Here is a 19,685-nt window from a genome sequence, read left to right on the forward strand (position 1 = left end):
CCCGCAGTGTTGGAACGAGCGGTTGCGTCTTTCGCCTTCTCCCCGACCGGGGAGAAGAAACATGCCGCAACGTTGAGCCTTAAATCACCCCACCCGGGCCAGCGGCTCATGCGAGCCATAATACCGGCCGAACCGGTTTTCGAGGAATTTCGGCAGCGCCACTTCTTCCTGCCGCACGAAGCCCTTCTGCGGCAGGGAACCCTCGGCAAGCAGATCGAGAACCGTGCAGATGCCTGCTGCGGTGGTGATCTGGATGGCGCTCATCATCCGGCCGGAAACAGGGCCGGCATAGACCTTGTTGGCATAGGTTTCCTGCAGGAAACGGCCATTGCGGGTGCCGCAGACGGTGACGAAGACTATGACCACATCCTGCATGGTGCCGGGCAGGGCGTTTTCGAACAGGTCCTTCAGCACATCGCGGCGGTTGCGCAGGTTGAGGTCGTTCAGAAGCGCCTTCATGATCGCCACATGGCCGGGATAACGGATGGTGCGGTAATTCATCGTCCGCACCTTGCCTTCCAGCGTGGCGCACAGGGTGCCGAGACCGCCCGAGGTGTTGAAGGCCTCATAGGTGACGCCGTCGAGCGAAAATTCCTCACGCTCTTCCAGCGCCGGAACGGCGGTGAGGCGGCCTTCGACGATGGCTTCGCAGGGCTCGATATATTCGTTGATCAGCCCGTCCGTGCTCCAGGTGAGATTGTAGTTGAGCGCGTTGGACGGATATTGCGGCAGCGCGCCGACACGCATGCGCACGCTGTCGAGCTTGTCGAAGCGGGCGGCGAGATCGGCGGCGACGATTGAGATGAAGCCGGGCGCCAGACCGCATTGCGGAATGAGCGCGGTCTCAGCCGTTTCCGAGAGCGCCTTGACCTTGCGGGTGGATTCCACGTCTTCGGTGAGGTCGAGATAATGCGTGCCCACAGTGACCGCCGCCTCCGCAATGCCCGCCGTCAGGTGGAATGGGGCGGCGGAAAGCACGGCGAATTTGCCCTTCAGCAGTGCTTCCAGCGCCGGGCGATCGGCGATGTCGACAATCTCGGTATCGACGCGTTCATGTGCCGGCACGTTGGCCAGCTGGTCGGCCGAGCGGTCGGCAACCGTGATGCGATAATCGCCTGTTGCGGCCAGCATCCAGGCTATGGCTGAACCGATATTGCCCGCGCCGATGACGACAATGTTTTTCATGTTTTTGTTCCCCGCAGTAAATTCGCATGCCTTTGCGCAACAAATGCGCCTCAAAGACAGAATGCCAGCTTTTATTGACGATTCGCAGCTTCACTATGTGCAGATAGCGGTCTATTATTGGACAGTTAGACGACAGGATTGATCATTATGGCAATCGCCGACAAGGATCGGGCGCTGCTGGCCCTGCTTTCCGAAAATGCCCGCATGCCGGTGGCGGAACTGGCGCGCAAGCTCGGCCTTTCCCGCACCACCGTGCAGGCGCGCATCGAGCGGCTGGAGGCAGACGGCGTGATTGCCGGTTATGGCCTCAGGCTTTCGGAAAGCTATCTTTCCGGGCTGGTGCGCGCCCATGTGCTGATTACCATTGCACCCAAGGCGCTGCCCGGCGTGACGGCCGCACTTGCCGCCATCAAGGAGGTCACGACGCTGCATTCGGTGAGCGGCACATTTGACCTGATTGCGATTCTGGCCGCCCCTTCGATCCTCGATCTCGACCGGCTGATCGACCGCATCGGCGCGCTTGACGGCGTGGAGCGCACGCTGTCGTCGATCATTCTGTCGACGCGGATTTCGCGGTAGGGATGTTTTGGGAAGTGTAAGGTACGCAAAACCCACTTCCGTCATGCCGGACTTGATCCGGCATCCAGCCGCAGCGTCTGCGCGGCGAATAGAGTCTTTTCAGCCCAAGGACTTGGGCTGGCTGGATACCGGCTCAAGGCCGGTATGACGGAAACAATGTTCTACGCAACGAAGCGGCAAAGGCGCTTGTCCCTCCCATGCTTTTGTCACTACGCGAGGGCGAAGACCATCTAAGCCACCGCCCTCTCGTCATAAGCCCTCTGCGCCGCCATCACCGCATCAATATTGCCCTCTGCCCAATGGGCGAGCGCCGCCACCGTGTCGGTCAGTGTTCGCCCAAGCGGCGTCAGCGAATATTCCACCGTGACAGGAACCGTCGGAAAGGCCTGCCGGTAAATCAGCCCGTCACGCTCGAGCTTCTTCAGCGTCTGCGAAAGGACCTTCTGCGAAATGCCCTTGATCTCGCGCCGCAGCAGGTTGAAGCGCACGGGATCGCGCCGCAGCTTGTCGAGGATCAACAGCGCCCATTTGTCGGCGATCCTGTCCAGCACCATGCGTGTCGGGCAGCGGTCCTCATAAACGTCATAGACATTCGCCATCGATTTCACCCTGTTGTTTCAAGGCCATGCCGGTTTCCGCAAGGAAACCAGATAACCGAAAAGTGCTCTCTTTTCATGATTTCGCAAACGCAGTACCTGTATTTTCGAAACATGGTTTCCATTAGATACTAAGGATATTTGAGATGACAGGCAAGATACTCGTAATCGGTTCCACCGGCACCATCGGCACGCCGCTGGTCAGGGCACTCGTGGCAAAGGGCGAAAGCGTCAAGGCTGCCTCGCGCAGCGGTAAGGCGGCAGATGGCGCCGAAGGGGTGCGCTTCGATTATACCGACCGGGCGACTTACGCCGATGCATTCGACGGCGTGGACCGGCTGTTCCTGATCCTGGCGGGCGGGCGTCTGGACGCCATCGACGCGCTGACGCCCGTTGTCGAGGAGGCGGCTCGTCGCAAGGTGAAGGTCGTCTTCCTCAGCGTCCTCGGTGTCGATGCCGACGATTCCATTCCCTATCGCCAGATCGAACTGAAGATCATTGCGTCGGGTACGCCTTACGTCATCCTGCGCCCCAACTGGTTTGCCGATAATTTTCACAGCTACTGGAAGGCCGGCATTGAGCACGGTCAGATCGCCGTGCCGGCCGGTGAGGGCAAGTCGAGCTTCATCGACGTGCGCGATATCGCCGACAGCGCCGCCGCCGCGCTGACCTCTGACGCCTTTAATGGCAAGGCCTTCAACCTGACCGGGCCGAAGGCCTTCGGTTACGGCGAGGCAGCCGCGGTGATTTCAAAGGCGATCGGCAAGCCGGTGTCTTATGCCGCCGTTTCGGACGAGGTCTTTATCGGCATCCTCACCGGTGCGGGTGTGCCGAAGGATTATGCCTCTTTCCTCGCCTCGATCTTTCATCCCGTGCGTGAAGGCTGGACAGCGGTGGTGACCGGTGATGTCGAGACCCTGACCGGCCACGCGCCGCGCTCGCTGGAAACCTATGTGGCCGACCATCTGGACGCGCTGAGGGGCTGACGCCGGCAAGCGATAGGCCCGCCGCGCTCACGCCGGATCGGTGGAGCCGCGGCGGGCCTTGAAGAACATCTTCAGCCGCTGGATCTCCTCGGCGCTCCAGCCCTCCGGCTGCGTCACCTCCGTCCATGCATCGATGTAATGTTCCGGCGCATAGACATGGCCGTAACCGATCGGTGCGGTGGTGGCGGAGGCAACATCGAGACCGAGCTGCAGCAGCGTCACCACCGGGAACCAGCGGAACGACGTGGAAACGTCAGGCCCGTGATGTGCCATCCACTCTGGACGCCGGTAGAGCGAAGCGGTTTCGAAGAAGGTGATCGGGTCACTCGCATATTGCAGATAGACGATCCGCATCGGCCCCCATTTCGCATCGGGCATATGGGCGGTGGTATACTGGTTGGCAAAACGGATGACGGAGGAATCGCGGAAACGCGGCAGCCATTCCGGCGTACCTTCAACCCGGCCATTGGTGGCCATGCGCCATGTGGGGCTGGAGAACGGCGGGCCGCTCCACAGCGCGCCCTGGAACGGATCGGACAGCACATCGTAAAGATCGGAGGATTTCTGCGAATTGAGCGAACCGAGGCTCAACCCATGCAGATAAAGCTTCGGCCGTGTTTCCTTAGGCAGGGTGGTCCAATAGGCGTAGACGGCTTGAAACAGCGCCCGCGCCGTTTCCACACCGTAGTCAGGTTCGGTCAGCAGCGCGATCCAGCTGGAGAGATAGGAATATTGCACGGCGACGCTGGCGATGTCGCCATCATGCAGATATTCCACCGTGTCCAGCGCTTCGGGGTCTATCCAGCCGGTGCCGGTGGGGATGACGACCAGCAGCACCTTGCGTTCGAAACCGCCGACCCGCTTCAGTTCCTCCAGCGCCAGTTTGGCTCTTGCTTCGGGTGTCGAAGCGGAATTCAGGCCGGCATAGACCCGAAGCGGTTCGCTGGCCGGACGATGGGTGAAGGCGGTGATTTCCTGCGCTTCAGGCCCGCCTGCCACGAATTCACGTCCGCGGCGGCCAAGCGATTCCCATGTCATGAGCGACGCGCTGCTGCCGGTCTTCAGCGGATCGGACGGGCGCGGCACGTCAGGCTCGATCAGCGCATCCACCTGTTTCAGCGAGGAATCGGCAAATTTCAGGCCGATATCGAAGATCAGGCCATTGAGCAGCATCCACGACAGCACGATGGCAGCGGCTATGCCGAGAACATTGGCGAGCCGGCGCGGCAGGAAATGCCGGCTGCGCGCGGCAAAGAACCGGCGGATAAGCTGGAAAAGCCGGCCGGCGGCGATGAGCACGGCGGCGACCAGCACCGCGATGCCGCCAGTCTTGGTGGGGTGGGCGCTTGGCAGCGGATCGAGTTCCATCAGCACGCGGATGGAATTCTGCCAGTCCTTCGCCTGCCACAAAAACGCAATGGCCGTGATGGCGGCGGCAAGCGCGATGAGAAAACGAATGCCGCGCGTGTTGTGTCGCGAGGGTTCAGGCAGTTCCAGATAGGCCCAGACGGCGTGCAGGGCGACACCGATCAGATAACCGATGGCAAAGGAAAACCCGCACAGAACCCCCTGCATCAGCCATGTGCGCGGCAGAAGCGAGGGGGTGAGCGAAGCGCAGAACAGGACCGTGCCGAAGACGATGCCGGTTGCCGAAAGACCCGCAAACAACCGCTCAACCCATTGTTTCACCAACTTGACTTGCCCCTTCTGCTCATTGCCTGGCGCGGAGTGTAATATGCGGCGGGCGAGGGTGCAAATCATGTTGGCAGGATAAAAATCATTAAAATAGGAAAATAATCCTTTACACCGTGACGGTGGTTTGGTAGTGTTTGGCTACAGTCGGAGATTTGCGGCTGACGGCAGAGGCCGGTTCGAAGGGTTGCATTCGGGTTTGATGGCAAACGTCCGGCAATTCTCGATGTCATCCTCGCCCTTGAGGCGAGGATCCATAACCGCCGAAGACGTGGATCCTCGGGTCAAGCCCGAGGACGACGACGGAGCTTGCGGCTTGCCTGCAATTTGAACCCGTTCCGTGTGGCATTCCCACCAGCCGGTGCGTCCTATCGCATTCACATTATTTTCTCTCAGGCCGACCCCATGACGAATTCTGACACTTGCGACCCGGTGCTCTACAGCGCGTGGCCGGAACGGCCTGCCCATGTCGGTGACGACATGCCGGATACCGCGCCTGAGACAAAGTCGCGGGCCGACAAGCTGGCTGCCGAGGATGCGGCGCGTAACGGTGAGCTAAGGCAGATGCTGAACGAGATGACGGAAGAGATGCGGGATCAGTTCCACCTGTACCGTACCCTGCGGCAGGAGAGCGAGGCGGCCCTGTTGGGGGCTGCGGATGACGCTCCTGGCAAACAGGCGCGTGCCGATGTGAAGGCTGCGACGGATCAGCTTTCGCTGATCGTGCGCACGCTGGAGCGCATCGACGCCCTGCAACGGGTGCTGGCGGAAGAGAGGGAAGCGCTTGCCGCTGAGGACGAAACCGGTGCCGAAGACTACGAGGCCGCAGTGGCGCATTTCCTGAGGCGCATCGACGAACTGGCCGACCAGAAATGCCGCGCCAAGCTGGAGGCGATGCTGACGCCGGTTGCATGCCGGGAACCTGATGCATGACGGAGCTTTCGCCCGACCCTCATATCAAGGATCAGGTCTTTGCCCTTTCGCGCGACTGGCGTTTCCTTGGCAACCTGCCGCAGCAGCCGCCTGGGGGTGACTGGCGGACATGGCTTTTGATCGGCGGGCGCGGTTCCGGCAAGACCCGCGCCGGTGCCGAGTGGGTGCACGGCATTGCTTCCGCCGGCAAACAATCGGATTTGCGCATCGCGCTCATTGCAGAAACGCTGGGTGACGCCCGTGAGGTGATGATCGACGGTATTTCCGGCATCTGCCGCATCGCCCGCCGTCGCCGTCCCGCTTTCGAAGTTACGCGTCGCCGGCTCCTCTGGCCGAATGGCGCGATGGCGCAGGTGTTTTCCTCGGAAGACCCCGAAAGCCTGCGCGGCCCGCAATTCCACATGGCCTGGGCGGATGAGCTGGGAAAATGGAAATATCCGCAGGAAACCTGGGACATGCTGCAATTTGGCCTGCGATTGGGCGAAGCGCCCCGGCAACTGGTAACCACGACGCCGCGGCCCATTCCGTTGTTGAAGGCGCTGCTGGCCGATCCTTCGACCCGGGTTGCGCGAATGCCGACCGCCATGAATGCGCAGAACCTGTCTCCCGGTTTCCTGAAGGCCATGCATGAGCGTTATGGCGGCACGCGGCTGGGGCGTCAGGAAATCGGCGGCGAGCTGATCGACGAGCGCGAGGGCGCATTGTGGAAACGCGCCGATCTGGAAGCAATTGTCGAGGTGACGGATGAGCCGCTCTCGCGGATCGTGGTGGCGGTCGATCCGCCTGCCGGCGCTGGTGAAAATTCCTGCTGCGGCATCGTGGTTGCGGGACTTGGCATGTCGGGCAAACTCGCCGTGCTTGCGGATTGTTCGGTGGAAGGCGAAACACCGGCCGGCTGGGCCCGCGCCGTGGTCGCCGCCTTCCGCCGCCACGAGGCTGACCGGGTGGTGGCGGAGGTCAATCAGGGCGGAGAGATGGTGCGGGCGATGCTGCAGAGTGTAGACGCCGACCTGCCGCTCACTCTGGTGCGGGCCAGCAGAGGAAAATTCACCCGCGCCGAGCCGGTCGCCGCACTCTACGAGCAGGGCAGGGTGCGTCACGCGGCGCGGTTTGAGAAGCTGGAAGACCAGATGACGGATTTTGGACCTGATGGCCTGTCATCCGGTCGCTCGCCCGACCGGCTGGACGCACTTGTCTGGGCGATAACGGCGCTGACAACGATGTTGGTGAATGAGCCGAGGGTGCGCGGGATGTGAGGCGAGCGCTCACCGCTTGTTTCTTCTCCCCGAGGGGGAGAAGGTCGCGGCAGCGGGATGAGGGTGGCTACGGTCAAGATATTCGGAGAGGTTACCCCCTCATCTGACCCTTCGGGCGATCTTCTCCCCGGCGGGGAGAAGAAATTTTCAGCACCATATCCGCCCATGATCGGGCGTCGGACAGGTCTTACTTCTTCGGAGATTGCGCCGGTTTCGGCTGGGAGCCGGTTTCGCGCATCTGGCGCCACTCGTTTTCGAGACGGTCATAAACGGTCTGGGGGATTGTCGCTGTCATGGTGGCATTCCTCCTTGAATTGTTAACGCAGCTGGATTGCGCGGTGAATGGAGTTAGCGCGCCAAGGTTCCGGAACTCAAGGAATTTTTTACCCCAAAACCACGGCCTGCGGATTAAAATCGATTAAGGTTTTTTCAAATCGATTTAGTCCTGACGGCCGTCATGTGGAAAAACCGGGCGTCATATCGCCTCTCATTTTCAGGAGCCGGCTATGGCCTATGACGAGGCGCGATTCTTCGCGTCGGTGCGGGTTTCGATCTTTGGTGGCCGCCTGCGCGCCGCGCAACTTGCGGGGACGAAGACCATACTTGCCGGATGTGCAAAGGCCGTGCCGCAAAGCGAAGCGCGCTGGCTGGCCTATATGCTGGCGACCAGCTTTCACGAAACGGCTGCCACCATGCAGCCGGTGCGCGAGACCCTGGCGGCAAGCGATGCGGAGGCGATTGCGCGGCTGGACCGTGCCTTTGCGGCCGGCCGCCTGCCGATGGTTCGCAAACCCTACTGGCAACGGGACACGGACGGAAAAAGCTGGCTGGGGCGGGGCTTCGTGCAGCTGACGCATCGCCGCAACTACGAGGCCATGTCGGCGCTGACAGGCATCGACCTTGTGGAGCGGCCCGAGCGGGCCATGGAAACGGAGGTGGCAACAGCCATCCTGATCCACGGCATGATCGCCGGCAGCTTTACCGGCCGCCGGCTTGCCGATTTCTTCGGCGCGCAGCGGGAGGACTGGGAGGGTGCCCGCGCCATTATCAATGGCAGCGACCGGGCGCGGCTTGTGGCTGGCCACGCACGCGCATTTCATCGCGCCCTTGTCGCGGCGCGGATTGAACCGGGGCGGGCCAGATGATAACCCGTTACGCGCGCCCAGAAGGCCGCCTTCGAATTTTGCATGACAGGTGACACCGTGATCCGCCATATCGTTTTTTTCACCGTTCCCGAGGAAAACCGCGACGCCGTGCGCAAGGGGCTTTCCGGCCTCACCGCGATCCCGCATGCGCTGACGCTGGAAATAGGCGAGAACGTGAAGAAGGACCAATGGGGCAACTCGGTCGATTTCATCGTTTACGGCGAGTTCGAAAACGAGGCGGCGCTGGCGGCCTACAAGGCCGACCCCGCCTATGATCTTTCGACCCGCACGGTGAAGCCGCTGCGCGAAACCCGCGTTGCCGCTGATTTCAACAGCGACACGGCGGTGAAAGCGCCGATCCGGTAATATTCGCCTTCGCCTTCGCCTGCGAAAGCGGGAGGCATATTCGCACCTGGTCTGCTGGCAAGGTACGCAAACCTTTCCTCCGTCATGCCGGACTTGATCCGGCATCCAGCCGCCGCGCGTCTGCCCGGCGAGAAGGGCTTTTTCAGCCCAAGGACTTGGGCTGGCTGGACCCCGGATCTAGTCCGGGGTGACGGCGTGTGAGCGTGCACGGGATCCAACACGCCATTAAAACAAGGACAACTCCATGCGATTTCCGTTTTCCCTGCCGTGGCTGCGCCCGGCGGATGGCAAAGCCGTGCCCGAAAGCAAAATGACGTCGGGTGCCTTCATGGCGGTGGCGAGGCAGGGCGGGCAGGCCTTCTGGTCCGGCCGGTCCTATGCCGCACTTGCGCGCGAAGGCTTCATGAAAAACCCGGTCGCCCACCGTGCCGCCCGCATGGTGGCGGAAGCGGCCGCATCGGTGAACTGGCTGCTTTATGACGGCGACGAGGAAATCGGCGATCATCCGTTGCTGGCGCTCCTGACAAAGCCGGGCGCGCATATGGGCGGGCCGGATTTTTTCGAGGCGCTGTATGGTCACCTGATGCTGGCCGGAAATGCCTATGTCGAACCTCTGATGATCGGCGGGCGTTTAAGGGAATTGCATCTGCTGCGGCCGGATCGGGTAAGCATTGTCGAGGGGGCGGATGGCTGGCCGGTGGCTTATGACTACCGCGCCGAAGGGCGTGCGTCGCGCCGCATCGCCGCCGAGCGCGATGGGCTGGGGCTGCTGCATCTGAAGCTTTTCCATCCGCTGGATGACCGGGCGGGTTTTGCGTCGCTGGCTTCCGCAGGTGCCGCGCTTGATCTGCACAACGCCGCGAGCCAGTGGAACAAGCGCCTGCTGGACAATTCCGCCCGGCCTTCGGGCGCGCTGGTCTATCAGCCGAAGGAAGGCGGCAATCTTTCCACCGAGCAATATGAACGGCTGAAGCGCGAGCTGGAGGAGGGGTATCAGGGAGCGATGAACGCCGGCCGCCCGCTGCTTCTGGAAGGCGGGCTGGACTGGAAGGCCATGGGCCTTTCGCCGCGCGACATGGATTTTCTGGAAGCCCGCAACGGAGCCGCCCGCGATATCGCGCTGGCGCTCGGCGTGCCGCCGATGCTGATCGGCATTCCCGGCGACAATACCTATGCCAATTACCAGGAGGCGAACCGCGCCTTTTATCGCCTCACCGTGCTGCCGCTCGTCAACCGCACGGCGGCAAGATTGTGCGGCTGGCTCGCACCGGTCTTCGGCGCCGGGCTGCGTCTGGAGCCGGATCTCGACAAGATCGCCGGGCTCGCCGGCGAGCGGGATGCGCTGTGGAGCCGCATCGGCGCGGCCTCGTTTCTGAGCGACGAGGAAAAACGCGAAGCCGTCGGTTACTGAGGGGGCTAACCGCGCTTTCACAGCCGTCTGTTTCTGCTGAACCATTTTCTGAAGTGGCGGATTCTCTTTGTGAGGCTTTCCGCCCAAGCTTCTCCGAAGACTCGTGAAATCACCCACCGCAGGCGCGCAAACAGCACCTGCGGGCGACGCGGTGCGTTCGCCCGATTGCAACATCCTAAACCGGAATGATTACCCATGTCTGAATTCGCCAATGAGGCCGGTATCTGGGCCGCCCGCATCACCGGCGCCGTCGCGGGTGCCGGCGTGTCGCTTGTTTATCTGCTGCCGAAAAGCAAACGGGAAGCGGCGAGCCGTTTCATCACCGGGGTGTCCTGCGGCATGATCTTCGGCGGGCCTATCGGCCTGTGGATCGTGCAGCAGCTCGACATTGCCGGTGCGCTTTCCGGCCGGGAAATCATGGTGGCGGGCTCCGCCGCCGCAAGCATGATGGCCTGGTGGGGGCTGGGCGTGATGGTGCGCGTGGCCAGCCACTATGGCACACGCCCGCGCAGCTGAGCCCGCGCCGCAAGGCGGCTTCATTTTCACATCGCAGGAGTTTCCCATGCACGCCTATCGCGGGCCGCGTCCCGCCACGCGCAAATTCGCCAGTCTGGAACTGCGCGGCATCGCCGGCGACGGCACGTTTTCCGGTTATGCCAGCGTCTTCGGCGAGGTCGACCTCGGCCGTGACGTGATCGAGCGCGGCGCTTTCCGCCGCTCCATCGAGGAACGGGGAGCGGCCGGCATCCGCATGCTCTACCAGCACGATCCGGCCGAGCCGATCGGCGCCTGGCGCACCATTCGCGAGGACGAGCGCGGGCTTTATGTCGAGGGCGTTCTGGCGCCAGGTGTTGCCCGCTCGTGCGAGGTGCATTCGTTGATGAAGACCGGCGCGCTCGATGGGCTGTCGATCGGTTTCCGCACGGTTCGCTCGGGCAAGGCCGAACGTTCCGGCGTGCGGCGCATTCTGGAGGCCGATCTCTGGGAAATCTCGGTCGTGACCTTTCCGATGCTGCCTTCGGCGCGGGTGTCCGACGTCAAACATGCCCGCTTTTTCCGTGACCGCGAGACCGAACTGGCGCGCAGCATGCGCCGCGCCGCCCGCTCGCTGTTCGACACCGCGTTCAAACGCTGACTTCCCGACACGTATTTCTGAAACAAGGATGGCGACATGACAGACCAGATGACAAAACCGGCCGCAATGACCGTTGCGCCGCAGGTAAAGGCCGTGCCCGACACGATGACGGCGGCCTTCGACGAGTTCATGGAGGCCTTCGAGGCTTTTCGCGAAACCAACGACCAGCGGCTCAATGACATCGAACGCAAGATGGGTGCGGATATCGTGACCCGCGACAAGCTCGATCGTATCGACAGGGCGCTCGACGATAACAGGAGGATCATGGACGATCTGGCGCTCAGGAAGGCGCGGCCTGCGCTTGGCCGCAGGGATGCGCCCTCGCACGATGCCGAAGAGCATAAGGCGGCCTTCGAGGCCTATATCCGCCGGGGCGAGGAGGGCGCGCTGCGTGATCTGGAGGCCAAGGCCTTTGCCGGATCGAGCGGCGCGGATGGCGGCTTTCTGGTGCCGACCGAGACGGATGGCGAGATTGGCCGGCGCATGACGGCGATTTCGCCGATCCGGGCGCTCGCCACCGTGCGGCAGGTGTCGACGGCCGTGCTGAAGAAACCCTTCGCCGCCGGCGGACTGGCCACCGGCTGGGTCTCCGAAACCGCGGCCCGTCCCGAGACGGCGACACCGAAGCTGTCTGAGCTTTCTTTCCCGACCATGGAACTCTACGCCATGCCCGCCGCGACCCAGGGCCTGCTGGACGACGCGGCTGTTGATGTCGAGGCATGGATCGCCTCGGAAGTGGATATCGCCTTTGCCGAACAGGAGGCTGCCGCTTTCATTGCCGGTGATGGCGTCAACAAACCCAAAGGTTTTCTCGCCTATACACCCGTTGCCAATGACAGCTGGAGCTGGGGCAATATCGGTTATGTCGCGACCGGCGTTTCGGCCGGCTTCGCTTCCGCCGGGCCGATGGATGTGCTGCTCGATGCCATCTATGGCCTGAAGGCCGGCCACCGCCAGAACGGCGCGTTCCTGATGAACCGCAAGACGCAAGCGGCGCTGCGCCGCTTCAAGGACACGACCGGCGCTTACCTCTGGCACCCGCCCGCCGCCGTCGGCCAGCCCGCCTCGCTGATGGGCTTTCCGGTGACGGAGGCGGAAGACATGCCGAATGTTGCGGCCAACAGCTTCGCCATCGCCTTCGGCGATTTCCGCTCCGGTTATCTCGTCGTCGACCGCACCGGCGTGCGCATCCTGCGCGATCCCTATTCGGCCAAACCCTATGTGCTGTTCTACACCACCAAGCGCGTGGGTGGCGGCGTACAGAATTTCGAGGCGATCAAGCTGGTGAAATTCGGGGTGAATTGACCCTCGACGGTGCCGCTCGTTTCTTCTCCCCGCCGGGGAGAAGGTGGCCCGAAGGGCCGGATGAGGGGGCAACGTTGCCGGATACCATTACCCTTGCCCCCTCATCCCGCTGCCGCGGACTTCTCCCCCATGGGGAGAAGAAACTTGTTGCACCCGCTCGCTCATCCAGCCCGTAATTGCGTCATCCCGGAGACCCCATGACCTATGCCCTCATAAATTCGCCGCAGGCGGAGCCGCTGACCCTTGCCGAGGTCAAGGCGCATCTGCGTCTCGACGGCAGCGACGAGGATGCGCTTCTTGCCGCGCTGATCCGCACCGCCCGCGAGCATCTGGAGCGCGTGACCGGCCTTTGCCTGCTGCGCCAGACATGGCGGCTTTATCTCGACCAATGGCCGCAGACGGGTGTGATTCCGATTGCCAAGACACCGGTGCAAACCATCGAAACGATTCTGGTTTTTGGCATCGACGGGCGCGAGACCAATATCACCGCCGCTGATAAGTTACTGGACGGCGCGGCCCGTCCGGCGCGGCTGTGGCTGCGCGATTCGCCGGCCCCCGGACGGATGATGAACGGTATCGAAATCGACTTCATCGCCGGTTATGGCGAAGCCGGGACGGATGTGCCGGATACGCTGAAACGCGCCATGCTGATGCATGTGGCGCAGATGTTTGCCTTTCGCGGCGCCGTTGCCCTGGAAAATCAGCCCGCAGTGGTTCCGGCTGGTTACGAGCGGCTGGTGGCGCCCTTCTGCCGCATGGGGCTTTAAGCCATGAATCTCGTTTTTCTCGACCCCGGCAGGCTGACGGCGCGGCTGGAGCTGGAAATGCGGACGGAGATGCCGGACGGGCAGGGCGGTGCGCTGGAAAGCTGGGCTGTCCTGCGCTCGCTCTGGGCGGCGATCGAACCGGTTTCAGAGGCGTCCCATGAGCGTGCTTCGGCCGAGGGCGTGACGATCACCCATCGCGTTTGGCTCACCTGGCGCAGCGATATCGCGGCCGGCATGCGCTTTCGCAAGGGCCGGCGCATTTTGAGCATTCGCACGGTGATGGATCCGGACGAGACCCGCCGCTTCATCGTCTGCCGCTGCGAGGAGGAAAGCCTGTGAGCGCTGCAAACGCACTTCTGAAGGCGGTTTTTGCGCGGTTGACAGGCGATGCAGTGCTGATGGCTCTGACATCAGGCGGCATCGTCGACCGGCTTTTGCCGCGCGCGCTTATGCCCTGCATCGTCATCGGCGAAATTGACAGCCGGGATTATTCGACCGCGACGGAAAAAGCCGAGGAACATGTCCTGTCGCTGGAAATCTGGAGCGATGCCGCCGGCCGCAAACAGGCCGGCGAAATCACAGAGCGGGTGAAAGCCCTGCTCGATGATGCCGCCCTGCCGCTCGCCAATGTCTCGCTGGTCAACCTGCAACTACGCTCCTGCCGCTCGCGGCGCGAAGCAAAGTCGCGGAATTTCATCGCGGACATGCGTTTCCGCGCGGTAACGGAATGAGCCTCTTTCAGGAAGCCTGCCTGCGCATGGTTTTCCAAAGTACGAGCAGCAGTACAAACGAAATGCCGATCAGCACGGAAGCGATGGTCAGCATGGCCGAGACCCCGCCACGATCCAGCGCCAGCGTGAAGATAACAGGCGCAAAGGCGATGGCGAGGTTCTGCGGCAGGGAAATGCGCGCGGCCTGAAGGCCATATTCTTCCGGCGAAAACACCGCCAGCGGCAGGACCGCCCGACTGACGGTGAGCACGCCCGCCCCAAAACCGAAGAATACGATAAAGCCGATGAAAGCCGGCATGGCCGGTGCAAAGGCCAGCAACAGCAGGAGCGATACGAGCAGCAGACAGAGACCGATCATGGCGGTGACGAACGGGTTGCCGTGTTTGCCAAGCAGGAAATCCAGCCCGCGCGCGGTGATCGCAAGCACGCTGCGGGCGGATGCCAGCTGCACGGCCAGCGATTGTGTCGCCCCCGCCTGCACCAGCAGCAGGGGCAGCAGCGGCGACAGGCCGAAGGTCGTAAACGCGCTGATCGTCGTCATTGCGGCCAGCAGCATGAAGGCGCGGCGTGTATCGACGGGCGGGCGCGAAGCCCCGGCCACCTCCCGCGACCCCGTGGCTTTGCGGTCCAGCCGGCCGGGAAGAACGAAGACGTAGAGGGGCAGAAGCACGAAGAGCTGCAGACCGGCATAGGCGACAAGCGTGCCGCGCCAGCCGAGATGCTGGTCGGCAAGCGCGGTCACCGGCAGGAAAACCGCGGCCGAAAGCCCGGTAAACAGCATCAGCAGCGTCAGCAACCGGCCGCTTTCCGCCCCGACGCGCTCCACCACAGCGGCATGGGCGGCCGTCGTCAGGCCACAGGTGGCGGCAAAACCGATCACGGCCCAGCCGAGCAGATAACTTGCCACACCGCCCGCAAAGGCGAGCACGGTGAAACCGGCGGCAAACAGCAATGAACCCGCCACAAGCACGGGTGCCGCGCCGTGGCGCACCAGCGTTCTTCCCAGAAGCGGACCGCAGAGCGCGCTGATCGTCATCATGACGGTGAGGCCGGCGAAAACCACCTCGTTGGCGATGGCCAGTTCCTGCCCGATCCGTGGGCCGAGCACGGCCAGCATGTCGAACCCGCTGCCCCAGCTGATGATCTGCCCAACCGCAAGCACGCCGATAAGGCGCGCGCGGGACGGGAAGGGAGCGGCTTCGGACATGATGAAAATCAGGGGTGCGGAATGCGGAGAAACAATTGGTAGCAGGACCATTGCGGCCCGGCAACATCAATCGAAACGGTAAGGAGAACAACATGGTGGCGCAGAAGGGCAAGGACCTGCTGCTGAAGATCAACAATGCCGGTTCCTATGTGACCGTGGCGGGACTGAGAACAAAGCGGCTGGCCTTCAACGCGCAGGCCGTGGACATAACCGATGGCGAAAGTGCGGGGCGCTGGCGCGAGCTTCTGGCCGGCGCCGGCGTACAGCGGGCGTCGCTGACGGCATCCGGTATCTTCAAGGATCAGGCGAGTGACGCATCGGTACGCGGCGCGTTTTTTGCCGGCAGCATTCCGGGCTGGCAACTCCTCATCCCCGATTTCGGTACCGTGACCGGGCCGTTCCAGATCGTCGCGCTTGAATATTCCGGTCGCCACGATGGCGAGGTGCAATTCGAGATCGCGCTGGAATCGGCCGGTCCTCTCACATTCGGAGCACTGTGATGCCGCAGGGTTTGCGTTACGGGCGGGCGAACCGCCATCGCGGCGAGATCGAGGCGCTGATCGACGGTGAAAGGCGCATTCTCTGCCTGACGCTCGGGGCGCTGGCCGAACTCGAAACCGCCTTTCAGACCGATGATCTCACCGCGCTCGCTGAACGCTTTGCGACCGGGCGCATGAAGGCCGCCGATATGATCCGGGTCATCGGCGCAGGCCTGCGCGGCGCGGGCAATGTGTTTTCCGACGAAGACGTGGCTGCGGCAACCGTGGAAGGCGGCATCGCCGGCCATGCCGCGATCATCGCCGATCTCCTGACCGCCACCTTCGGCGGCCCGAAAGGAGAAACACAGCCGGACCCTTGAGTGCCGCAGCAGGCGAGGCGAGGCCCCGCCCTTTCCCCTGGGAGGCGGTCATCCATGCCGGCTTCTGCCTGCTGCGGCTTTCCTCCGAAACCTTCTGGCGGCTGACGCCAAGGGAGTTTTTCGCGATGACGGGTGGCGCACGTGCCATCTCCCGCAGCCCCGATCGTCAGGCGATGGAGGCGATGATGCGGCTGTTTCCTGATGGGTGACGGTATCAGGGTATTTTTCGCGGACGGCCACCCTTCGCGCCATTGGCACGGCTGGCCGCTGCCTTTGCCGGCGAGCGGGATTGGCCGCCCTTGCGTTGGGCTTCCATGAATATACGGCTGCCGAAAATGCCGTTCATCAGCCCGCTGATCGTATAGTCGACATCGAGACTTTCCCAATGCAGCCCGGTCTCGCCGAGGAGCTCGACTTCAGCCAGCTGTTGCGCGGTAGCGTCTTGCAAACCTTCCAGCGCCCGGGCCGGAAACATGAAGCAGGCGCCATTGGTGAAATCGACGATGACGCGGGCCGATGCCGCTTCGAAACGCACGGAGACCGGAATAGGGCGTTCCGCACGTTCCTGCTGCCAGCGCTCCCTGGCGGCGGCAAGTTCGGCATCGCTGACGTCAACCATGATATCGTCTCCAGGTTTGCATAAACAGCATCCGGTTCTCCTCAATCACGACAACGGCGCGCCGCACATCCCGGTCCGACATGCCGCCCTGCGTGAGAACGGTGAGGCTGACGAGGTCGATGCGGGCTTCACCCTCTCCATAGACATGCGCATGCGGCGGCTCGTGATCGGCCGTGTAGATGACAAAACGCATGCCATGCTGTCGCAGAACCGTGACCATGAAAACCATAACCCAACAAGCTGGGTTTTTAAAGAGCGTTGGCTGAATAGCTACTTTTTGAAAGCTGTTTCAGCAGCATGCATTCCCCAGTTGAATCAGAAAGGCAAGCGCGATGGCAGGCGAAGGATCGATTGCGGAGAACCGCGAGGAGGCGGAAGCGCTTGCGGATGTGATGGGCGATCTCGAAAAGCGCTCCGAGCGGTTCGGGGTGGCGCTGACCAGCGCCCTGCAGGCCGCAACGACGGGTGGCAGGGGGCTGGACGATGTGCTGCGCGGGCTCGGCGAACGCCTGTCGGGCATGGCACTTTCTGCCGGGTTGAAGCCGCTGGAGAATATGATCGGCAATGCCGTTGGCGGGCTTTTGAACGGTGGCGGTTCCTTGTTTGCCTTTGCCGATGGTGGGGTGCCGGGGCGCGGCATCACGCCTTTTGCTGATGGCGGCGTGGTTTCCAGCCCCGCTTTTTTTCCGATGGGCGGTGGGCTGGGCCTGATGGGCGAGGCGGGAGCGGAAGCGATCCTGCCGCTGAAGCGCGGTTCTGATGGCGCGCTGGGTGTGGCCGCACCGGCGGGCGGTGGTGGTGCGCAGATCGTCTTCAACGTGACGGCCACCGATGCGGCGAGTTTTAAAAAAAGCGAAGGCCAGATCGCCGCCATGCTGGCCCGCAGCGTCGGGCGTGGCCAGCGCGGTTTGTGACGCATCGACCTTTCAACACAGCAAAAAGATTCCTGGAACAACGACATGGCGGCATTTCATGAAGTGCGGTTTCCGCTGCGACTGGCGCTTGGTGTGAGCGGCGGGCCGGTGCGGCGGACCGATATCGTTAATCTCTCAAATGGGCGCGAGAGCCGCAACCAGCGCTGGAAGAATGCGAGGCGCGCTTATGATGCCGGCTCCGGCATCCGCTCGGTGGCTGATCTTTACGAGGTGCTCGCCTTTTTCGAGGCGCGGCGCGGTGAGCTTTATGGTTTCCGCTTTCGTGACCCCGTCGATTGCAAATCCTGTCCGCCGGGCGGGACACCTGCCGCCACAGATCAGAGGATCGGTACCGGCGATGGCACAACCGCACAGTTTCAGCTGGTGAAGACCTATGCCGATGCCGGCGGTGCCTTCATCAGGCGGGTGGAAAAGCCGGTAGAGGGCTCTGTCCTCGTTTCCGTCGAGGGGGTGAAGGTCCCGCCTTCGGATGTGTCGGTGGATCATCTAACCGGCACGGTGACGTTTCGTGCCGGCAAGGTGCCACCTGCAGGTGCGGCGATCCGGGCGGGTTTCGAATTCGACGTGCCGGTGCGCTTTGCGATCGATCGTATCGACGTCAACCTCACCGCCTTCGAGGCCGGCCGCATTCCCTCCATTCCCTTGATGGAAATCCTGCCATGAAAACCGTTCCTCCGGCCCTTGCCACGCATCTGCAGGGCGATGCCACCACCACCTGCCATTGCTGGAAGGTGACGCTGAAGGATGGCGTTGTGATCGGCTTTACCGACCACGATGAGACGTTATCCTTTGCCGGCACGGCCTATCTGGCCGCCAGCGGTTTCGGGGCGAGCGACAGCGACAGCGAAACCGGGCTAGGCGCAAGTGCCGGCGAGGTGGCGGGCGGTTTTTCCAGCGAGGCGATCGCGGAGGATGATCTTGCCACCGGTCGTTTCGATGGCGCACAGGTGGAGCTTTTCCTCGTCAACTGGCAGGCGCTGGATGAGCATGTGCTGCTTTCCATGCGCGAGATCGGCGAGGTGACGCGGGCGGGCGGGGCGTTTCGCGCCGAGTTGCGCAGCCTTGCCCATCGCCTCGGCCAGCCGCAGGGCGGGGTCTATGGGCGGCGTTGCAATGCCGCATTGGGTGACCGGCGCTGCGGCGTCGATCTTTCGCGGTTCACCGGCAATGGCAGCGTGGTGGCGGTGGATGCGACGGGCAACCTGCTGGTCTCGGGGCTTGATGCTTTCGCCGATGGTTTCTTCAGCAGGGGGAAGTTGCGGTTTTTGAGCGGCGCGCTCGCCGGCAGGGGTTTCGATCTCGACGGTCATGTGCGACGCGACGGCGGCGCGCTTCTGTCCTTCTGGCTCGCGCCGGAACGCATGCCATTGCCCGGAGACGGTTTTTCCATCACCGCCGGCTGTGACAAGAGTTTCGCCACGTGCCGAACGAAATTCGCCAATCACCTGAATTTCAGGGGCTTCCCGCACCTGCCGGGGGCGGATTTCGCCTATTCTTACGCCAGCGGCGGCCAGACCCATGATGGCAAGGCACTGTTTCCATGAGTGATACCGTAGAAAAAGTGCTGGCGCTGGCCCAGGGCTGGCTAGGCACGCCTTACCGGCATCAAGCCTCGTTAAAGGGCGTCGGCTGCGATTGCCTCGGCCTGGTCAGGGGCATCTGGCGTGAATTATACGGCGCCGAGCCGGAGCTGTTGCCGCCCTATGCGCCTGATTGGGCCGAACGCGGCGGTGAAGACCGGCTGATGGCGGCGGCGAAGCGCCATTTTTTGGCGGTGCCTGATATGGATGAGGCAAGGCCGGGCGACCTCTTGCTGTTTCGCTGGCGGGCCGATGCAGCGGCGAAACATCTCGGCATTCTCGCCGGGCCTCAGCATTTCATCCACGCCTATGAACAGGCCGCAGTGGTGTGTTCCACGCTGGTGCCGGGCTGGAAGCGGCGCATCGCCGGTGTTTTCCGGTTCCCCGATCCCTGAATT

The 19,685-nt window shown here is 62.8% G+C and carries 27 protein-coding genes; 21 read left to right on the plus strand and 6 right to left on the minus strand.

Translation table 11 applies throughout. From position 1 onward, the window contains the following. Nucleotides 1-84 precede the first annotated feature (84 nt). On the minus strand, nt 85-1,185 hold the full coding sequence (locus PL640_RS04250) for a saccharopine dehydrogenase family protein (RefSeq protein ID WP_110757503.1): 1,101 nt from the start codon (nt 1,183-1,185) through the stop codon (nt 85-87). Nucleotides 1,186-1,332: 147 nt separating this feature from the next. Here PL640_RS04250 and PL640_RS04255 point away from each other — a divergent pair, with 147 nt between their 5' ends. Continuing rightward, nucleotides 1,333-1,764 (plus strand): Lrp/AsnC family transcriptional regulator, encoded by a 432-nt coding sequence (locus PL640_RS04255; RefSeq protein ID WP_142839386.1) that lies wholly within the window; start codon nt 1,333-1,335, stop codon nt 1,762-1,764. 230 nt (nt 1,765-1,994) lie between these two features. On the opposite strand, the gene PL640_RS04260 is transcribed toward PL640_RS04255, so the two are convergent. Then, nucleotides 1,995-2,363, minus strand: a complete 369-nt coding sequence (locus PL640_RS04260) for a winged helix-turn-helix transcriptional regulator (RefSeq protein ID WP_271360896.1) — start codon at nt 2,361-2,363, stop codon at nt 1,995-1,997. A 143-nt stretch (nt 2,364-2,506) separates the two neighbouring features. Between PL640_RS04260 and PL640_RS04265 the strand changes: the two genes are divergently transcribed. Beyond that, nucleotides 2,507-3,346, plus strand: a complete 840-nt coding sequence (locus tag PL640_RS04265; protein WP_271360897.1) for an SDR family oxidoreductase — start codon at nt 2,507-2,509, stop codon at nt 3,344-3,346. Between the two features lie 27 nt (nt 3,347-3,373). On the opposite strand, the gene PL640_RS04270 is transcribed toward PL640_RS04265, so the two are convergent. Continuing rightward, nucleotides 3,374-5,014: an alpha/beta hydrolase gene (locus PL640_RS04270; protein ID WP_269698841.1), complete on the minus strand. Its 1,641-nt coding sequence runs from the start codon at nt 5,012-5,014 to the stop codon at nt 3,374-3,376. Nucleotides 5,015-5,079: 65 nt separating this feature from the next. On the opposite strand from PL640_RS04270, the gene PL640_RS25805 reads away from it, so the two are divergent. From PL640_RS25805 to PL640_RS04325, 12 genes are all read left to right on the plus strand, one after another. After that, nucleotides 5,080-5,130, plus strand: coding sequence for a hypothetical protein (locus PL640_RS25805; protein WP_404944516.1), 51 nt, complete (start codon nt 5,080-5,082; stop codon nt 5,128-5,130). A gap of 313 nt (nt 5,131-5,443) precedes the next feature. Beyond that, nucleotides 5,444-5,971, plus strand: coding sequence for a hypothetical protein (locus PL640_RS04275; RefSeq protein ID WP_271360898.1), 528 nt, complete (start codon nt 5,444-5,446; stop codon nt 5,969-5,971). After that, nucleotides 5,968-7,227, plus strand: coding sequence for a DNA-packaging protein (locus PL640_RS04280; RefSeq protein ID WP_271360899.1), 1,260 nt, complete (start codon nt 5,968-5,970; stop codon nt 7,225-7,227). Before PL640_RS04275 ends, PL640_RS04280 begins: the two co-directional genes overlap by 4 nt. A 506-nt stretch (nt 7,228-7,733) precedes the next feature. Beyond that, the gene (locus PL640_RS04285; RefSeq protein WP_271360900.1) at nt 7,734-8,372 is read left to right on the plus strand and encodes a hypothetical protein; all 639 of its coding nucleotides are present in this window, start codon (nt 7,734-7,736) and stop codon (nt 8,370-8,372) included. A 57-nt stretch (nt 8,373-8,429) separates the two neighbouring features. Beyond that, complete coding sequence (locus PL640_RS04290; RefSeq protein ID WP_046798947.1) at nt 8,430-8,738, plus strand: Dabb family protein; 309 nt, start codon at nt 8,430-8,432, stop codon at nt 8,736-8,738. A gap of 244 nt (nt 8,739-8,982) precedes the next feature. Beyond that, complete coding sequence (locus PL640_RS04295) at nt 8,983-10,149, plus strand: phage portal protein (RefSeq protein WP_271360901.1); 1,167 nt, start codon at nt 8,983-8,985, stop codon at nt 10,147-10,149. Between the two features lie 195 nt (nt 10,150-10,344). Beyond that, nucleotides 10,345-10,665: a DUF6107 family protein gene (locus tag PL640_RS04300; protein ID WP_046798657.1), complete on the plus strand. Its 321-nt coding sequence runs from the start codon at nt 10,345-10,347 to the stop codon at nt 10,663-10,665. A 46-nt stretch (nt 10,666-10,711) separates the two neighbouring features. Further along, complete coding sequence (locus PL640_RS04305) at nt 10,712-11,284, plus strand: HK97 family phage prohead protease (protein WP_052817609.1); 573 nt, start codon at nt 10,712-10,714, stop codon at nt 11,282-11,284. A gap of 36 nt (nt 11,285-11,320) precedes the next feature. Beyond that, nucleotides 11,321-12,589, plus strand: a complete 1,269-nt coding sequence (locus tag PL640_RS04310) for a phage major capsid protein (protein WP_271360902.1) — start codon at nt 11,321-11,323, stop codon at nt 12,587-12,589. A 197-nt stretch (nt 12,590-12,786) separates the two neighbouring features. Beyond that, nucleotides 12,787-13,356: a head-tail connector protein gene (locus PL640_RS04315; RefSeq protein WP_271360903.1), complete on the plus strand. Its 570-nt coding sequence runs from the start codon at nt 12,787-12,789 to the stop codon at nt 13,354-13,356. Between the two features lie 3 nt (nt 13,357-13,359). Then, entirely contained in the window at nt 13,360-13,695 is a 336-nt protein-coding gene (locus tag PL640_RS04320) for a phage head closure protein (protein ID WP_271360904.1), read from the plus strand. Then, nucleotides 13,692-14,087: a DUF3168 domain-containing protein gene (locus tag PL640_RS04325; RefSeq protein ID WP_271360905.1), complete on the plus strand. Its 396-nt coding sequence runs from the start codon at nt 13,692-13,694 to the stop codon at nt 14,085-14,087. The genes PL640_RS04320 and PL640_RS04325 overlap by 4 nt, the downstream gene beginning before the upstream one ends. A gap of 7 nt (nt 14,088-14,094) precedes the next feature. Here the strand turns inward: PL640_RS04325 and PL640_RS04330 are convergent, their stop codons facing one another. After that, entirely contained in the window at nt 14,095-15,294 is a 1,200-nt protein-coding gene (locus PL640_RS04330; RefSeq protein ID WP_271360906.1) for an MFS transporter, read from the minus strand. A gap of 92 nt (nt 15,295-15,386) precedes the next feature. Here PL640_RS04330 and PL640_RS04335 point away from each other — a divergent pair, with 92 nt between their 5' ends. From PL640_RS04335 to PL640_RS04345, 3 genes are read left to right on the plus strand one after another with little or no spacing between them, the layout of a single operon-like run. Next, nucleotides 15,387-15,794, plus strand: coding sequence for a phage major tail protein, TP901-1 family (locus PL640_RS04335; protein WP_142839399.1), 408 nt, complete (start codon nt 15,387-15,389; stop codon nt 15,792-15,794). Further along, nucleotides 15,794-16,153 (plus strand): gene transfer agent family protein, encoded by a 360-nt coding sequence (locus tag PL640_RS04340; protein ID WP_271360907.1) that lies wholly within the window; start codon nt 15,794-15,796, stop codon nt 16,151-16,153. The genes PL640_RS04335 and PL640_RS04340 overlap by 1 nt, the downstream gene beginning before the upstream one ends. Continuing rightward, nucleotides 16,150-16,362: a rcc01693 family protein gene (locus PL640_RS04345; protein ID WP_046798666.1), complete on the plus strand. Its 213-nt coding sequence runs from the start codon at nt 16,150-16,152 to the stop codon at nt 16,360-16,362. Before PL640_RS04340 ends, PL640_RS04345 begins: the two co-directional genes overlap by 4 nt. 5 nt (nt 16,363-16,367) lie before the next feature. Here PL640_RS04345 and PL640_RS04350 read toward each other — a convergent pair whose 3' ends face one another. Together PL640_RS04350 and PL640_RS04355 are read right to left on the minus strand one after the other, a co-directional pair. Beyond that, entirely contained in the window at nt 16,368-16,772 is a 405-nt protein-coding gene (locus PL640_RS04350; RefSeq protein ID WP_065115206.1) for a DUF2442 domain-containing protein, read from the minus strand. After that, nucleotides 16,765-16,992 (minus strand): DUF4160 domain-containing protein, encoded by a 228-nt coding sequence (locus tag PL640_RS04355; protein ID WP_271360910.1) that lies wholly within the window; start codon nt 16,990-16,992, stop codon nt 16,765-16,767. The genes PL640_RS04350 and PL640_RS04355 overlap by 8 nt, the downstream gene beginning before the upstream one ends. Before the next feature lie 112 nt (nt 16,993-17,104). Here PL640_RS04355 and PL640_RS04360 point away from each other — a divergent pair, with 112 nt between their 5' ends. From PL640_RS04360 to PL640_RS04375, 4 genes are read left to right on the plus strand one after another with little or no spacing between them, the layout of a single operon-like run. Beyond that, nucleotides 17,105-17,686 (plus strand): phage tail tape measure protein, encoded by a 582-nt coding sequence (locus PL640_RS04360; RefSeq protein WP_271360911.1) that lies wholly within the window; start codon nt 17,105-17,107, stop codon nt 17,684-17,686. A gap of 45 nt (nt 17,687-17,731) precedes the next feature. Next, a complete protein-coding gene (locus tag PL640_RS04365; RefSeq protein ID WP_269698433.1) occupies nt 17,732-18,370 on the plus strand; it encodes a TIGR02217 family protein in 639 nt (212 codons plus the stop codon). Then, nucleotides 18,367-19,251, plus strand: a complete 885-nt coding sequence (locus PL640_RS04370) for a DUF2163 domain-containing protein (RefSeq protein WP_271360912.1) — start codon at nt 18,367-18,369, stop codon at nt 19,249-19,251. The genes PL640_RS04365 and PL640_RS04370 overlap by 4 nt, the downstream gene beginning before the upstream one ends. Then, nucleotides 19,248-19,682 carry a C40 family peptidase gene (locus tag PL640_RS04375; protein ID WP_271360913.1) on the plus strand — a complete coding sequence of 145 codons (435 nt, stop codon included), beginning with the start codon at nt 19,248-19,250 and terminating at the stop codon, nt 19,680-19,682. The genes PL640_RS04370 and PL640_RS04375 overlap by 4 nt, the downstream gene beginning before the upstream one ends. Nucleotides 19,683-19,685 lie beyond the last annotated feature (3 nt).

This window comes from Agrobacterium sp. ST15.16.024, from assembly GCF_027956545.1.
In the GTDB taxonomy this organism is placed as follows: Bacteria; Pseudomonadota; Alphaproteobacteria; order Rhizobiales; family Rhizobiaceae; genus Agrobacterium; species Agrobacterium cucumeris.

Coding starts and splice junctions, on each gene's coding strand:
- PL640_RS04285 (WP_271360900.1), top strand. CDS start 7,734: ATGGCCTATGACGAGGCGCGATTCTTCGCGTCGGTGCGGGTTTCGATC.
- PL640_RS04350 (WP_065115206.1), bottom strand. CDS start 16,772: ATGGTTGACGTCAGCGATGCCGAACTTGCCGCCGCCAGGGAGCGCTGG.
- PL640_RS04320 (WP_271360904.1), top strand. CDS start 13,360: ATGAATCTCGTTTTTCTCGACCCCGGCAGGCTGACGGCGCGGCTGGAG.
- PL640_RS04265 (WP_271360897.1), top strand. CDS start 2,507: ATGACAGGCAAGATACTCGTAATCGGTTCCACCGGCACCATCGGCACG.
- PL640_RS04360 (WP_271360911.1), top strand. CDS start 17,105: ATGGCAGGCGAAGGATCGATTGCGGAGAACCGCGAGGAGGCGGAAGCG.
- PL640_RS04255 (WP_142839386.1), top strand. CDS start 1,333: ATGGCAATCGCCGACAAGGATCGGGCGCTGCTGGCCCTGCTTTCCGAA.
- PL640_RS04330 (WP_271360906.1), bottom strand. CDS start 15,294: ATGTCCGAAGCCGCTCCCTTCCCGTCCCGCGCGCGCCTTATCGGCGTG.
- PL640_RS04275 (WP_271360898.1), top strand. CDS start 5,444: ATGACGAATTCTGACACTTGCGACCCGGTGCTCTACAGCGCGTGGCCG.
- PL640_RS04355 (WP_271360910.1), bottom strand. CDS start 16,992: ATGGTCACGGTTCTGCGACAGCATGGCATGCGTTTTGTCATCTACACG.
- PL640_RS04300 (WP_046798657.1), top strand. CDS start 10,345: ATGTCTGAATTCGCCAATGAGGCCGGTATCTGGGCCGCCCGCATCACC.
- PL640_RS04315 (WP_271360903.1), top strand. CDS start 12,787: ATGACCTATGCCCTCATAAATTCGCCGCAGGCGGAGCCGCTGACCCTT.
- PL640_RS04250 (WP_110757503.1), bottom strand. CDS start 1,185: ATGAAAAACATTGTCGTCATCGGCGCGGGCAATATCGGTTCAGCCATA.
- PL640_RS04310 (WP_271360902.1), top strand. CDS start 11,321: ATGACAGACCAGATGACAAAACCGGCCGCAATGACCGTTGCGCCGCAG.
- PL640_RS04260 (WP_271360896.1), bottom strand. CDS start 2,363: ATGGCGAATGTCTATGACGTTTATGAGGACCGCTGCCCGACACGCATG.
- PL640_RS04335 (WP_142839399.1), top strand. CDS start 15,387: ATGGTGGCGCAGAAGGGCAAGGACCTGCTGCTGAAGATCAACAATGCC.
- PL640_RS04375 (WP_271360913.1), top strand. CDS start 19,248: ATGAGTGATACCGTAGAAAAAGTGCTGGCGCTGGCCCAGGGCTGGCTA.
- PL640_RS04295 (WP_271360901.1), top strand. CDS start 8,983: ATGCGATTTCCGTTTTCCCTGCCGTGGCTGCGCCCGGCGGATGGCAAA.
- PL640_RS04340 (WP_271360907.1), top strand. CDS start 15,794: ATGCCGCAGGGTTTGCGTTACGGGCGGGCGAACCGCCATCGCGGCGAG.
- PL640_RS04280 (WP_271360899.1), top strand. CDS start 5,968: ATGACGGAGCTTTCGCCCGACCCTCATATCAAGGATCAGGTCTTTGCC.
- PL640_RS04365 (WP_269698433.1), top strand. CDS start 17,732: ATGGCGGCATTTCATGAAGTGCGGTTTCCGCTGCGACTGGCGCTTGGT.
- PL640_RS04305 (WP_052817609.1), top strand. CDS start 10,712: ATGCACGCCTATCGCGGGCCGCGTCCCGCCACGCGCAAATTCGCCAGT.
- PL640_RS04370 (WP_271360912.1), top strand. CDS start 18,367: ATGAAAACCGTTCCTCCGGCCCTTGCCACGCATCTGCAGGGCGATGCC.